This window comes from Bordetella sputigena (genome assembly GCF_965137885.1).
Taxonomy (GTDB): Bacteria; Pseudomonadota; Gammaproteobacteria; order Burkholderiales; family Burkholderiaceae_B; genus Bordetella_C; species Bordetella_C sputigena.
In genome coordinates this window covers 1-13,150 of the sequence record NZ_CBCSCA010000004.1, presented here as the reverse complement: position 1 = coordinate 13,150, position 13,150 = coordinate 1, and the positions used below count along the sequence as shown (strand labels likewise).

Here is a 13,150-nt window from a genome sequence, read left to right as displayed (position 1 = left end):
TTGCAAGGACGCGCCATGCCTACGCCGCGTGCCACCTCGTTGTTCCATACCATCGAAGGCCAGCGCCTGGCGCAGGCCGAGTCCGTTCCATGGCGGCGCTGGGGGCCCTATCTGAGCGAGCGGCAGTGGGGCACCGTGCGCGAGGACTACAGCGAATACGGCACCGCCTGGGATTACTTTCCGCACGACCACGCGCGCAGCCGCGCCTACCGCTGGGGCGAGGACGGCCTGGCCGGTTTTGGCGATGACCGGCTGCGCTGGTGCCTGGGACTGGCGTTATGGAACGGCCACGATCCCATCATCAAGGAACGCCTGTTCGGCTTGACGAACGCCGAAGGCAACCACGGCGAGGACGTCAAGGAACTGTATTTCTATCTGGACGCCACGCCCACGCATTCCTATATGCGCATGATGTATCGCTATCCCATGTCGGCGTTTCCCTATGCCGATCTGGTGGCCGAGAATGCGCGGCGCGGCACCGATCAGCCGGAGTACGAAATCCTGGATACCGGGGTGTTCGACGATCACCGCTATTTCGATGTGACGGTCGAGTACGCCAAGCATGCGCATGACGACATCGTCATGCGGATCACCGTGGAAAATCCCAGCGCCGAGCCGGCCACGCTGCACGTGCTGCCGCAGTTGTGGGCGCGCAATACGTGGTCGTGGGACGGCGTGTCGCCCAAGCCATCCCTGCAGTCCATTCGCGACAAGGATGGCGATGGCGAGACCGTCCTGGCGCGCCACGCGGCGTATGAGCCCATGGTGGCGACCGCGGCCGCGCCGGGACCGGTGCAATGGCTGTTCTGCGAAAACGAAACCAATGTCCGCAAGCTGTTCGGCAGCGAAGGCGCGGGCCCGTTCAAGGATGGCATCAACGACTACATCGTGCATGGCGACAAGGATGCCGTGCGCGCGGACGGCGGCACCAAGGTCGCCGCGCATTGGGTGGCGCATCTGCCGCCGGGCGCGCGCAGCGCCATGGTGTTCCGCCTGCGGCCGCAGGCCCGGCACGACGCGCAGGCGCTGGACGTCGACGCGCTGATCGCGCGGCGCCGCGCCGAGGCCGACGAGTTCTACGATTGCCTGCAGCAGGGGATCGCCGACGACGATGCGCGGCTGGTGCAGCGCCAGGCGTTGGCGGGACTGCTCTGGTCCAAGCAGTATTACGAATTCGACGTCACGCGCTGGCTGGATGGCGATGCCGCGCAGCCCAAGCCGCCCGCGCGCCGCCGCCGCGGCCGCAACGCCGATTGGCGGCATCTGTGCAATGGCGAAATCGTGTCCATGCCGGATAAATGGGAATATCCCTGGTACGCCTCCTGGGACCTGGCCTTCCAGGCCACGGCGCTGGCGCTGGTCGATCCCGTCTTCGCCAAGAACCAGCTGCTGCTGCTGGTCAAGGACCGCTACCAGCATCCCAACGGGCAACTGCCCGCTTACGAGTGGGCCTTCGGCGACGGCAATCCGCCCGTCCATGCCTGGGCCACCTGGCGCGTGTATGAAATCGATCGCGCCTGGCACGGCGAACCCGATCACGTGTTCCTCGAGCTGGTGTTCCACAAGCTGCTGCTGAACTTCGGCTGGTGGGTCAACCGCCGCGATGCCGATGGGCGCAACATCTTCCAGGGTGGTTTCCTGGGGCTGGACAATATCGGCATCTTCGACCGGTCACAGCCCCTGCCCACGGGCGGCCACATCGACCAGGCGGACGGCACGGCCTGGATGGCCGCCTATGCGCTGGACATGATGCGCATCGCGCTGGAGCTGGCGACCGTCAACAAGGCCTTTGTCGACATCGGCGTGAAGTTCTTCGAGCACTTCCTGTACATCGCCGAAGCGGTCAATAGCGGCGATGAATGCGAAACCGGCTTGTGGGACGAGCAGGACGAATTCTTCTACGATGCGCTGCATCTGCCCGACCAGGACAGCATGCCGATGCGCGTGCGTTCCATCGTCGGGCTGATCCCGCTGTTCGCCGTGCAGGTGCTGGAAGAGAACATGCATGGGCGGCTGCCCGGTTTCAAGGAGCGGCTGCGCTGGTTCCTGCGGCATCGCCCGGATCTGGCCAGGCTGGTGTCGCGATGGACCGAACCCGGCAAGGGAAATTCCGCGCTGCTATCCCTGCTGCGCGGACATCGCGTGAAGGCGCTGCTGCGGCGGGCGCTGGATGAAAGCGAGTTCCTCTCGGATTACGGGGTGCGCGGGCTTTCGCGGCATCATCGCGATACGCCGTACGAATTCAGGCATAACGGGCAGAGCTTCTGCATCCGCTATTTGCCTGGCGAGTCCGATTCACGGGTGTTCGGCGGCAACTCGAATTGGCGCGGGCCGATATGGCTGCCGGTGAACTACCTGCTGATCGAATCCCTGTATGAGTTCCATCGCTATTACGGCGACGATTTTCGCGTGGAATATCCTACCGGTTCCGGCCGCAAGTATTCGCTGCGCGAAATCGCCGACCAGCTGGCCAGCCGTATTACGCGGCTGTTCCTGAAGAATTCCGACGGTGAGCGGCCGTCCATGATGGGTTATCCGCTGTTGCAGGCCGACCCGGCATCACGCGACCTGGTGTTGTTCCACGAGTTCTTCCATGGCGATAACGGACGTGGCCTGGGAGCTTCGCACCAGACCGGATGGACGGCGCTGGTGGCATTGCTGCTGCAGCCGCGCGAAACCGCCGCCAGCGGCATCCTGCCCGCGGTGGAAAGCGCCGACGACGAAGCCCGGGCGGAAGCCGCCGAAGCGGTCGCGCGCGCCAGCGGGCAGGTGGTGAAGTAGGGTTCAGTCCGCGCCGGGCGGCAGCAATCCGCGCGCGTCCAGCAGCTCGTGCACTTGCGCCAGGCGCAGTTCGGGGTCCGTGGCCAGCAGCAGTTCCTGCCTGATCGCCGGCGGCAGGGGCAGGATCTCGCCCCAGCGGTCCGCCACCCAGCCGCATTCGTCCAGGCGGAAGGGCGGGGCGATGGGCATCAAGGCCGCCGGGGTGCCGCGGCGCTGCAGGTCGGCGATCAGTGCGCCCAGCGCGTTCGCGCAGGGCTGCAGTTCCCGCGGGATGGGGCGTGGCGGGTCGTCCGCAAGGATGTCGATCTCCCCGCTCCACAAGCCGAACCTGCCTTGCTCCGCCGACAACAGGCGGAAGCGGCTGGTGCCGGTGCAAACGATCTGCAGCAGGCCCGGCATAGGCGCGGAATGTTCGACGATGCGCGCCAGCGTGCCGGCGCCGGCCAGTACTTCCTTGCCCTCCGGCGTGCGGACCTCCCTGCCTTCCAGCAGCGGTACGACGCCGAAGCTTCCACCATCGGCGATGCACTTGCCTATCATGTCCAGGTAGCGGACCTCGAAGATGCGCAGGTGCGTGACCCCGTCGGGGAACAAGGCATTGCCCAGGGGGAATAAGGGAGTGGCGGCCATGCGGCATGATGGCACAATTGGCCCTTGCCCGTTACTCTCCGTACCCGCCCCATAGCCGCCGCCCCCATACCGCCCATACGGATGATCCCGCCCATATCGTTTTTGCCGGCGCGCCTTGCCCGGTTTGTTTCCGGGTTCCGCCTGCCCGCGATGCTGGCGCTTTTATTGCTGGTGGCCGCCCCTGGCGTCGCGGCGGCGCAGACCAGTCAAACGACGCAGGGGCAGGCCGCCGGCGCGGATGGCCAGGCGCGGACCTTGGCCGCCAAGGGGGCATCGCCGGCGCCCGACCTGCGCATCGGCTCCAAGCGTTTCACGGAGTCCTACATCCTTGCCGAGCTGCTGGCGCAACAGGTGACGGCCCGTACGGGGCAGACGCCGGCCGTGTCGCAGGGGCTGGGCAATACGGCCATCGTCTACCAGGCCCTGCAAAGCGGCAGCATCGGGCTGTACCCCGAATATACGGGGACCATCGCGATGGAAATCCTCAAGAGCGACAAGCCCTTGTCGCTGGAGGAGATCCGCGGCAGATTGGCGCCGCTGGGGCTGGGCGTGGATATTCCGTTCGGCTTCAACGACGGCTATGCGCTGGCGATGCGCGCGGCGGACGCCGACAGGCTGGGGATACGCTCGCTGAGCGACCTGGCGCGACATCCGGACCAGCGCCTGGGACTGTCGCAGGAATTCATCGGCCGTGTCGACGGCTGGCGTGGCCTGGCGCAACGCTATGGCCTGCGGCAGTCGCCCACCGGCTTGGACCATGGCCTGGCCTATGACGCGATCCAGAAGAAACAAGTGGATGTCATCGACATCTACACCACGGATGCCAAGATCGACGCGCTGGGCTTGCGCGTGCTGGATGACGATCTCAAATATTTCCCGCGCTATGACGCCGTGGTGCTCTACCGCTTGGACGTGCCGCGGCGCTATCCGGCGGCCTGGGCCGCCATGCGCGAACTGGCCGGAACCATCGATGAACACACGATGATCGCCATGAATGCGCGTGCCGAACTGGACGGCGTGCCGTTTGCCGTCATCGCGCGCGATCGCCTGGCGGCGGGCGGCGGCGCGGGCGTCGCGCTCCCGGCGGGACAGGGGGATGAACCTTATGGTTTCTGGCGCAAGCTGCTGGGCCCCGATCTCGGCCGCCTGGCCGCGCAACACCTTATGCTGGTCCTTCTGTCGGTCGCCATCGCGGTGCTGGTCGCCGTGCCGGCCGGGGTCTTCGTCTACCCACGCTATCGCTTGCGCGCGCTGGTGCTGGGCATGACGGGGCTGCTGCAAACCATTCCATCGCTGGCCATGCTGGCCATCCTGATCACGGTGACCGGCCGTATCGGCGCGGTGCCGGCGCTGGCGGCGTTGACGCTGTATGCCTTGCTGCCGGTCATGCGCAATACGGTGGCCGGGCTGGACGAGATTTCTTCCGGTATGCGCTTGGCCGCGACGGCGCTGGGCATGACGCCGCGCCAGCGCATCACGCTGATCGAGTTGCCGCTGGCCCGGCCCACTATCCTGGCCGGCGTGCGTACGGCCACGTCGATCTCCATCGGTACGGCGACGATCGCGGCCTTTATCGGCGCGGGCGGTTTCGGTGAACGCATCGTCACCGGCTTGGCCTTGAACGACAGCCAGTTGCTGCTGGCGGGCGCCTTGCCCGCCGCCGCGATGGCGTTGGCCAGCGAACTGGCATTCGAGCTGGTGGACCGCCGCCTGCGCCGGCAAACCGGTAGATACACGACCGCCTGACTGAAGCAAGGCGTGTGTCCCGGCCGGACGCCGTGCGCACGGTGCCTGGCCCGCGCCGGTGCGCCGCGGTACGCGGCGCGGCGCCATGCGCGCTTATTCGGCCTTGGTGCCCATCTGCTTGACCAGGGCGCTCCACTTCGCCTGTTCCTTGCGCGTGAATTCGCCGAAGGCCTGCGCGCTGCCCCCGACCGGATCGGCGCCCTCCGCCGTCATTTTGTCCTTCAGGCCGGGCAGGGCCGCGTTGACGGCCTTGTTCAAGGTCGCCACGACCTCGGGCGGCGTGCCCTTGGGCGCGAACATACCGAACCAGGAGCCGGCCTCGAAACCCGGAAAGCCGTTTTCGGCAATGGTCGGTATGTCGGGCATGGAAGCCGACCGGCGGATGCTGCTGACGGCGATCGGCCGCAACTTGCCCGCCTTGATCTGGCCGATCACCGACGGGATGGTGGCGAACATGAATTGCACGCGGCCGCTCAACAAATCGTTCAGCGCGTCGGCGCCCTTGTAGGGTATGTGCGTCGCCTGCACCCCGATTTTCTGCATGAGCATGTAGCTGGCCAGGTGGGAGGAGGTGCCGATGCCGGTGGAGCTGTAGTTCAGCTTGCCGGAATGCTGCCTGGCGTAGGCGACGAATTCGGCGACGGTGTGCACGGGGACGTCGGGCGGCACGACCAGTACGTTGGGCACGTCGGCGAATTGCACGACAGGCACCAGGTCGGTCAAGGGATCGTAATCCAGCTTGTTCAAACTGGAGTTCACCGCGATGGGGCCGACCGACGCGGCCAGCAGCGTATAGCCATCCGGCGCCGCGCGCGCGACGTACTCGCTGCCGATATTGCCGCCCGCGCCGGGACGCGCTTCGACGATGAAGGTCTGCTTGAGCGATTCGCTGATCTTGTTGCCGATGGCGCGCGTCAGGATGTCGGTGGTGCCGCCCGCCGTAAAGGGCACCACGATCTTGACCGGCCGGTCGGGGTAATCGGCGTGCGCGGCCGGCGCCGCGATACATGCGCCGGCGATCGTGGCGGCCGCGAACGCGCGCGCGAGGGTCTTTATGGACATGGTTGCTCCTCCTTATATGTTTTTTGCGGGATCGCCGGACGCCAAGCCGTCCGCGACATCCGCATCTTCTCATAGGTATTCGGATCGACATGCCGGGAAACCGGCCACGGCCCGCCGCGGTTGTCGTACCCGACCGCGTAGGGGACATCCTTTTTTCCTGGCATAGTGTGAGAATGTCCGGCGGCCGCCGGGACACGCCGCGACAACTGCTAAAGTTGGGCACTGTCTTTGCTGCATATGCCTCTTTTCGCCGGCACCCCGGTGCCGCGCCTCCCCAAGCTCCGGATGGAATCAGTGGATACGAACGACGACGCCCACCTCGTGGAAAAACCCCTGAAGCAGGAATCCTTGTTCGAAGGCAGTTTCCTGCGCGCGCGCCGCGATACGGTGCTGCTGCCCAATGGCCATAGCTCGACGCGCGAGTACATCGTGCATCCCGGCGCCGTGGTGGTGGTGCCGATGCTGGACGATGGACGCGTATTGACGGTGCGCCAGTACCGTTATCCGGTGGGCCGCGTCATGATCGAGTTTCCCGCCGGCAAACTGGATCCGGGCGAAGATCCGCTGGAATGCGGGCGCCGCGAATTGCTGGAAGAAACCGGCTACAGCGGCGGCGAATGGTCGACCGCCGGCGCCATGCACGTGGCCATCGCCTATTCCACCGAGATCATCCATATCTTCTTCGCGCGCGGTTTGCGGGCCGGACAGGCGCAGACCGACGCCGACGAATTCGTCGATATCCACCCGATGGCGGTCGATGAACTGTTCGCGGCCTGCCGCAACGGCGAGATCACCGATTCCAAGACGCTCACCTGCGCCCTGTGGCTGCAGAACGTGCTGAGCGGCGCATGGGAGCTGACATGGAAACCCGCGAGCTGAACGACTCATACGGGCTGCAGCGTTTCGTCGCGGCGCAGGATCCGGTGTTCGACACCGTGTGCGAGGAGCTCGCGCAGGGACGCAAGCGCAGTCATTGGATGTGGTTCGTGTTTCCCCAGATCCGGGGCCTGGGCCGCAGCGAAATGGCGCAGCGCTACGGCATATCCTGCCTGGACGAAGCGCGCGCCTATGTGGCCCACCCAGTGCTGGGGCAACGGCTCAAGCATGCCTGCGAACTGGTGGCCCGCGCGCCGGAAGGCTCGGCGGCCGAGATCTTCGGCCCGCTGGACGCCGTCAAGTTTCGTTCTTCGCTGACGCTGTTCACCTGGGCCGCGCCGGAAGAACCGATTTTTCGCGCCTGCCTGGATCGCTTTTTCGGCGGCCAGGCCGATCCGCTGACGCTCTCCCGGCTCTGATAGCCTCCGATCGCCCCTGACCGCCCGCATAACGGCGGCACGCCACCTGCGTGCGCGCGCCGCCGTGGCTTCGGCGCCGATGTGGCACACTTGCCCGGCTTATCCGCGCGGGCCCGGCTTGCCGCCAGGCCCGCGCCACCGGATCCCACAATAATCACAGAGACGCATGCGCATGAAAAAGCTTGGTTTGACGCTCCCCTTGCTGATCGCGCTGGCGGGCGCCCCGGCGTTCGGCCAAACGGGCACGCACCCGGCAAGCAACCCGCCTTCGATGATGCGCGAGCAGGCGGCCCGCGAGGCCTTCATCGACAAGCTGATGAGCCGTATGACGGTGGATGAAAAGATCGGCCAGCTGCGCCTGATCAGCCTGCCGGCCGGTTCCAATCCGGACAAGCCGAAGTTCATGGCCGACATCACGGCCGGCAGGGCCGGCGCCGTCTTCAATACCGTGACGCCCAAGGACATCCGCGTGCTGCAGGACGCGGCCATGCAAAGCAGGCTGAAGATCCCGCTGTTCTTCGCCTACGATGTGATTCATGGCCAGCGCACGATATTCCCGATCGGGCTGGGCCTGGCGTCCACCTGGAACCTGGACGCCATCCGCCAGACCGGCCGTATTTCCGCCATCGAGGCCAGCGCCGACGGCCTGGACGTGACCTGGTCGCCCATGGTGGACATTTCGCGCGATCCACGCTGGGGCCGCAATTCCGAAGGCTTCGGCGAGGACACCTACCTGACCTCGCAAATCGGCGCGGCGCTGGTCAAGGCCTACCAGGGCGACGACCCCGCCGCGAAAGACAGCATCCTGGCGATGGTCAAGCATTTTGCCGCCTACGGCGCGGTGGAAGGCGGCCGCGACTACAACACCGTGGACATGAGTCCGCAGCGCCTGTTCCAGGAGTACCTGCCGCCGTACAAGGCGGCGCTGGACGCCGGCGCGGCCGGCGTGATGATCGCGCTGAACTCGCTGAACGGCGTGCCGGCCACCGGCGACAAATGGCTGCTGCAGGACGTGCTGCGCAAGCAGTGGGGCTTCAAGGGCATCACCATCAGCGATCACGGCGCGATCATGGAAATGATCAAGCATGGCGTGGCGGCCGATGGCCGCGACGCCGCCAGGCTGGCGATCACCGCGGGCGCCGACATGAGCATGAGCGACACCATGTACGGCGACAATCTCAAGCCGCTGCTGGACAGCGGACGCGTCAGCATGGCCGATCTGGATCGCGCGACGCGCGACGTGCTGCGCGTCAAATACGATCTGGGCCTGTTCCAGGATCCGTATCGCCGTATCGGGCGGCCGGAGAACGATCCGCCCGACGTCAATGCCGAAAGCCGCCTGCACCGCGACGCCGCGCGCCAGGTGGCGCGCGAAAGCCTGGTGCTGCTCAAGAACCAGGGTGGCGTGCTGCCCCTGCGCAAGCAGGGTACGATCGCCGTGGTGGGTCCGCTGGCCAAAAGCCAGCGCGACATGATGGGCAATTGGTCGGCCGCCGGCCGCCCGGAGCAAACGGTGTCGGCTTACCAGGGCATCGCCAACGCCGTCGGCGACCGGGCGAAGCTGCTGTATGCCAAGGGCGCCAACGTGATCGACGATCCGGAGATCGTCAAATACCTGAACCTGTACGAGCAGGACGTGGACGTCGATGCGCGCACGCCGGCGCAGCTGATAGACGAGGCCGTGGCCGCCGCCCGGCAGGCCGACGTGGTGGTGGCCGTGGTCGGCGAGTCGCAAGGCATGGCGCACGAAGCCTCCAGCCGCAGCGATATTGTTATCCCCGACAGCCAGGTACGTTTGCTGAAGGCCTTGAAGGCCAGCGGCAAGCCGCTGGTCATCGTTCTGATGAACGGGCGTCCCCTGGCGCTGACCTGGGAGAACGACAACGCCGACGCCATGCTCGAAACCTGGTTTGCCGGGACCGAAGGCGGCAATGCCGTCGCCGATGTGCTGTTCGGCGACTACAACCCGTCGGGCAAGCTGCCGATGACCTTTCCGCGCTCGGTGGGACAGATCCCGATCTACTACAGCCATCTGAACACCGGCCGTCCCTTCGACCCCGCGCATCCCGACAAGTACACGTCGCGCTATTTCGACGCGCCCAACGGCCCGCTGTTCCCGTTCGGCTACGGCTTGAGCTACACCAGCTTCGAGGTGTCGCCGGTGACGCTCTCCAGTACGCAAATGGCGCGCGGCGGGACGGTGCGGGCCAGCGTCAAGGTGACCAATACCGGCAGCCGCGACGGCGCGACGGTGGTGCAGCTGTATATCCAGGATCCGGTCGCGTCCATCAGTCGGCCGGTGAAGGAACTGAAGCACTTCCAGAAGGTCATGCTGAAGGCCGGCGAAACGCGCGAGGTATCGTTCACGATAGACGAGGACGATTTGAGTTTCTACAACGCGCAGCTGCACTACGGCGCGGAGCCGGGTGCGTTCAATGTCTATGTCGGGCTGGATTCGCAGGACGTGAGGGAGGCGGGCTTCACGCTGCAATAAGCGGGCGCCGCGCCCGCCGCAACGGCCCGTGGCAGTCCGCCTAGGGGAGCCGCGGACAGCTCGGCTGACAGCTCAGCGGATCAGGTTCAAGAACTCCGCCCGCGTGGCGGCGTTGTCGTGGAATTCGCCCAGCATGACGGATGTCACCATGGACGAATTCTGCTTTTCGACGCCGCGCATCATCATGCACATGTGCTGGGCTTCGATGACCACCGCCACGCCGGCGGCGCCGGTGACCTGCAGCACCGCTTCCGCGATCTGGCGGCTGAGGTTTTCCTGGATCTGCAGGCGCCGCGCATACATGTCGACAATGCGCGCGACCTTGGACAGGCCCAGCACCTTGCCGTTGGGCAGGTAGCCCACGTGAGCCTTGCCGATGAAGGGGAGCATGTGATGTTCGCACAGCGAGTACAACTCGATGTTCTTGACCAGCACGATTTCCTTCGTGTCGGAAGAGAACAGCGCGCCGTTGACCACCTCATCCAGGTCCTGGCCATAGCCGCGGCATAGATACTGCATGGCCTTGGCCGCGCGCAGCGGCGTGTCGCGCAGGCCCTCGCGGGAGGGATCCTCGCCGAGCTGTTGCAGGATGGCGGTGTAGTGTTCTTCGAGCGACATGGTGTGGAGGCCAGCGTTGGGCGTGTAGTGGGTGTATCGGCGACGTTGCAGCCGCTACGATACCAGCCGCGATGCGGGCCAGGTATCGTGCGCCGCGGTCCGGCGGTTCATTCTTCGGCTGGTTCTATCGGGCGGCCGGCGCCCGGCCCGGGGTGGCCGACGGGCCGGCGAGCGCCTTGCAGGCGGCGGCCTCCGGCCCGGCCTGGGCATCAGCCCCCAGCAGGGCGCGCGCGCCGCATTGCGAGCCGAACATGCCGCGCTGGTCATGGCCGATGCCGGCGACTTCATAAGCCTTGTGCACGTTCTGCTTCAGCGCCGGCAGCCAGGCTTCGTAGCGCAGATAGGCGCGGCCGCGCGCCAGGCGGGTGGCACCCTGGGCCTCCGCGCCGCAGCGCTTGTCCAGCAGCCGGTGTTCCGGGTTGTTGTCCGCGCCGCCCAGCAGATAGGTCACGCTGCGCTGGGCGTAGCGCGAGGGCAGCCGCTTGATGTCGGAAACGCGCAGATCCTGCGGCAAATGGTCCAGGCCATAGCGGAAGTCGTTGAAGTCCGGACACAGGCCGCGGTTGTAGGGTCCGAAGCCGCCATCCGCGCGGGGCCGGTCGGTCGTCAGATACAGATAGGAAGACGGGTTGGCGACGACGTAGCTCAGGGCGACGCCGCGCTTGCGGACGGTTTCGTCGATATTGTTCAGCACGGCGTAGCGCTGCAGCATCTGCGCCCCCGCCGAATGGCCCGCCAGCACGACGTCGCGCAGCGCGGGCAGCGCATGGCGGTCGGCCAGCCATTCGACCAGATCGTCCAGCACGTCGAAGGAGCCGATCGGCGCCGGGCGGCCATTGGCCTTGACGCTGTCGCCGCCGGCGATCCAGCGCTGTCGATGCCAGGCCGGCATGTGCTCGAAACCCCGGTCTATGGTGCCCACGAATTTCGGCGCGATCACCAGCGTGTCGTCCGCCGCGGCGGGGTTCGCCGCCAACAGGCCGGCGGCGGTCGCGTAGTAGTGGTCGGCGTCCCGCTTGATGCCGTGCAGGATGACGACGACGTGGGCGACGCGAGCCAGATTGCCGGCGGTCAGCGGGCGGCTGGCGTAGACGGGGAAGGGGTAGCGGTGCCCGCGCGCGCCCAGTTGCACCGTCTGCCACGCGGGCGCGCTGGCCGTGGGGGGCGCCTGATCCTGGGCCCGGGCGGACGCCATCGTGCACAGTGCAAGCAGAAAGCAAAATACCAGGCGCATGGGCAGTACCCGCGAATACGGTGGACGGGTCCCGCGGCGGCGCCGGCGAGAACGGCGCGGCCGCGGGAATATGCGGCGCATTGTAGGCGCGCGCGCGTGGCAAAACCCTGAACACGTGATCAGGGCGCCGCGGGCAGGCCGACAACCGTCATCCCGACCGGGTCATGCCGACCGGTCATCCTGGCCGGGTCGTCCTGACCGGGTCGTCCTGACCGGGGCATCCCGACACCGGATCATCCCGACGCGGGTGCGCCCCAATAGGCGGGATCGGCGTAGGCCTCCCGCAACATGGCCACGAAGGCGCGTACCCGGGCCGGCATGTGCTTGCGTTCGGGGAACATCGCATAAATGCCGTTGGCGGGGGCGCAGTAATCGTCAAGCACGGTCTTCAGCCGCCCGCTGGCCAGGTCCTGCTGCACCTCCCACATCGAGCGCCAGGCCAGGCCGCAGCCGGCCAGCGTCCATTGGTGCAGCACGCTGCCGTCGCTGCACTCCAGCCGCCCGCCGACGCGGAACGCGGTCACCTGGCCGTTGACGCGGAACAGCCAGCCGCGCGACTGATTGCCCTGGTTACCGAACGACAGGCAGTGGTGGGCGGACAGGTCGGCCGGGGTGCGCGGCGTGCCGTGCCGTTCCAGGTAGGAAGGGGCGGCGACGACGACGCGCCGGTTGTCGGCCAGGCGGATGGCCACCATGTCGGAATCGTCCAGGTCGCCGATGCGCACCGCGCAGTCGAAGCGCTCCTCGATCAGGTCGACCAGGCGGTCGCTCAGGTCCAGGACAACGCTGACGTCGGGGTATTGCTCGGCAAAGCCGGGCAGCAGCGGGGCCACGTGGCGGCGGCCGAAGCCGGCCGGGGCGGTGATGCGCAGCAGTCCGGTGGGCCGGACGCTGCCTTGCGCCACCAGGCTTTCCGATTCGTTCAGATCGCGCAGGATGCGCTGGGCGTCCTCCAGCAGCGTGCCCCCTTCGGCGGTCAGCGAGATGCGGCGGGTCGAGCGCACCAGCAGCTTGACGCCCAGGCGGGCTTCCAGGGCATCGATGCGCCGCCCGATCATGGCCGGCGCGACGCCTTCGGCCCGCGCGGCGGCCGACAGGCTGCCCAGGGCGGCTACATCGACGAAGGTTTGCAGTTGCTTGAAGCGGTCCATGGCGTATAGGTGGCGGCATCGACGGCGTCGGCCGGCACGGGTACCGGCCCAGGCCCGCGGTCCAAGCCGGGTCGGGCCGGTCCAGTTGGACCCAGCCCAGCGGCCCAGCCCNGNCCGGCCCGNNNNACCCGGCTTGGAC

At 66.9% G+C, this 13,150-nt stretch carries 10 protein-coding genes; 5 read left to right on the top strand and 5 right to left on the bottom strand.

What is annotated here, in order from left to right:
- The first annotated feature begins 15 nt into the window (after window positions 1-15).
- A complete protein-coding gene (locus ACNA0R_RS08685; RefSeq protein WP_415825576.1) occupies window positions 16-2,781 on the top strand; it encodes an MGH1-like glycoside hydrolase domain-containing protein in 2,766 nt (921 codons plus the stop codon).
- Window positions 2,782-2,784: 3 nt separating this feature from the next.
- Here ACNA0R_RS08685 and ACNA0R_RS08680 read toward each other — a convergent pair whose 3' ends face one another.
- Complete coding sequence (locus ACNA0R_RS08680) at window positions 2,785-3,411, bottom strand: LON peptidase substrate-binding domain-containing protein (RefSeq protein WP_415825575.1); 627 nt, start codon at window positions 3,409-3,411, stop codon at window positions 2,785-2,787.
- A 150-nt stretch (window positions 3,412-3,561) separates the two neighbouring features.
- Between ACNA0R_RS08680 and ACNA0R_RS08675 the strand changes: the two genes are divergently transcribed.
- A complete protein-coding gene (locus ACNA0R_RS08675) occupies window positions 3,562-5,157 on the top strand; it encodes a glycine betaine ABC transporter substrate-binding protein (protein ID WP_415825574.1) in 1,596 nt (531 codons plus the stop codon).
- Window positions 5,158-5,250: 93 nt separating this feature from the next.
- On the opposite strand, the gene ACNA0R_RS08670 is transcribed toward ACNA0R_RS08675, so the two are convergent.
- Complete coding sequence (locus ACNA0R_RS08670) at window positions 5,251-6,219, bottom strand: Bug family tripartite tricarboxylate transporter substrate binding protein (RefSeq protein ID WP_415825573.1); 969 nt, start codon at window positions 6,217-6,219, stop codon at window positions 5,251-5,253.
- Between the two features lie 285 nt (window positions 6,220-6,504).
- On the opposite strand from ACNA0R_RS08670, the gene ACNA0R_RS08665 reads away from it, so the two are divergent.
- The 3 genes from ACNA0R_RS08665 to bglX all read left to right on the top strand — a co-directional run bounded on the left by ACNA0R_RS08665 (window position 6,505) and on the right by bglX (window position 10,008).
- On the top strand, window positions 6,505-7,098 hold the full coding sequence (locus tag ACNA0R_RS08665; RefSeq protein WP_415825572.1) for an NUDIX domain-containing protein: 594 nt from the start codon (window positions 6,505-6,507) through the stop codon (window positions 7,096-7,098).
- Window positions 7,080-7,514 (top strand): DUF1810 domain-containing protein, encoded by a 435-nt coding sequence (locus tag ACNA0R_RS08660; RefSeq protein ID WP_415825571.1) that lies wholly within the window; start codon window positions 7,080-7,082, stop codon window positions 7,512-7,514. Before ACNA0R_RS08665 ends, ACNA0R_RS08660 begins: the two co-directional genes overlap by 19 nt.
- 172 nt (window positions 7,515-7,686) lie before the next feature.
- Window positions 7,687-10,008, top strand: coding sequence for a beta-glucosidase BglX (bglX, locus tag ACNA0R_RS08655; protein ID WP_415825570.1), 2,322 nt, complete (start codon window positions 7,687-7,689; stop codon window positions 10,006-10,008).
- Window positions 10,009-10,080: 72 nt separating this feature from the next.
- On the opposite strand, the gene folE is transcribed toward bglX, so the two are convergent.
- The 3 genes from folE to ACNA0R_RS08640 all read right to left on the bottom strand — a co-directional run bounded on the left by folE (window position 10,081) and on the right by ACNA0R_RS08640 (window position 13,011).
- The gene (gene folE, locus ACNA0R_RS08650; RefSeq protein WP_415825569.1) at window positions 10,081-10,626 is read right to left on the bottom strand and encodes a GTP cyclohydrolase I FolE; all 546 of its coding nucleotides are present in this window, start codon (window positions 10,624-10,626) and stop codon (window positions 10,081-10,083) included.
- 124 nt (window positions 10,627-10,750) lie between these two features.
- Window positions 10,751-11,860 (bottom strand): alpha/beta hydrolase family protein, encoded by a 1,110-nt coding sequence (locus tag ACNA0R_RS08645; RefSeq protein WP_415825568.1) that lies wholly within the window; start codon window positions 11,858-11,860, stop codon window positions 10,751-10,753.
- Between the two features lie 233 nt (window positions 11,861-12,093).
- Window positions 12,094-13,011, bottom strand: coding sequence for a LysR family transcriptional regulator (locus ACNA0R_RS08640; RefSeq protein WP_415826050.1), 918 nt, complete (start codon window positions 13,009-13,011; stop codon window positions 12,094-12,096).
- Window positions 13,012-13,150 lie beyond the last annotated feature (139 nt).

Excerpts from the sequence above, each read along its gene's own strand:
- ACNA0R_RS08670 (WP_415825573.1), bottom strand. The coding sequence starts at position 6,219 with ATGTCCATAAAGACCCTCGCGCGCGCGTTCGCGGCCGCCACGATCGCC.
- ACNA0R_RS08645 (WP_415825568.1), bottom strand. The coding sequence starts at position 11,860 with ATGCGCCTGGTATTTTGCTTTCTGCTTGCACTGTGCACGATGGCGTCC.
- ACNA0R_RS08665 (WP_415825572.1), top strand. The coding sequence starts at position 6,505 with ATGGAATCAGTGGATACGAACGACGACGCCCACCTCGTGGAAAAACCC.
- ACNA0R_RS08685 (WP_415825576.1), top strand. The coding sequence starts at position 16 with ATGCCTACGCCGCGTGCCACCTCGTTGTTCCATACCATCGAAGGCCAG.
- bglX (WP_415825570.1), top strand. The coding sequence starts at position 7,687 with ATGAAAAAGCTTGGTTTGACGCTCCCCTTGCTGATCGCGCTGGCGGGC.
- ACNA0R_RS08675 (WP_415825574.1), top strand. The coding sequence starts at position 3,562 with ATGCTGGCGCTTTTATTGCTGGTGGCCGCCCCTGGCGTCGCGGCGGCG.
- ACNA0R_RS08660 (WP_415825571.1), top strand. The coding sequence starts at position 7,080 with ATGGAAACCCGCGAGCTGAACGACTCATACGGGCTGCAGCGTTTCGTC.
- folE (WP_415825569.1), bottom strand. The coding sequence starts at position 10,626 with ATGTCGCTCGAAGAACACTACACCGCCATCCTGCAACAGCTCGGCGAG.
- ACNA0R_RS08640 (WP_415826050.1), bottom strand. The coding sequence starts at position 13,011 with ATGGACCGCTTCAAGCAACTGCAAACCTTCGTCGATGTAGCCGCCCTG.
- ACNA0R_RS08680 (WP_415825575.1), bottom strand. The coding sequence starts at position 3,411 with ATGGCCGCCACTCCCTTATTCCCCCTGGGCAATGCCTTGTTCCCCGAC.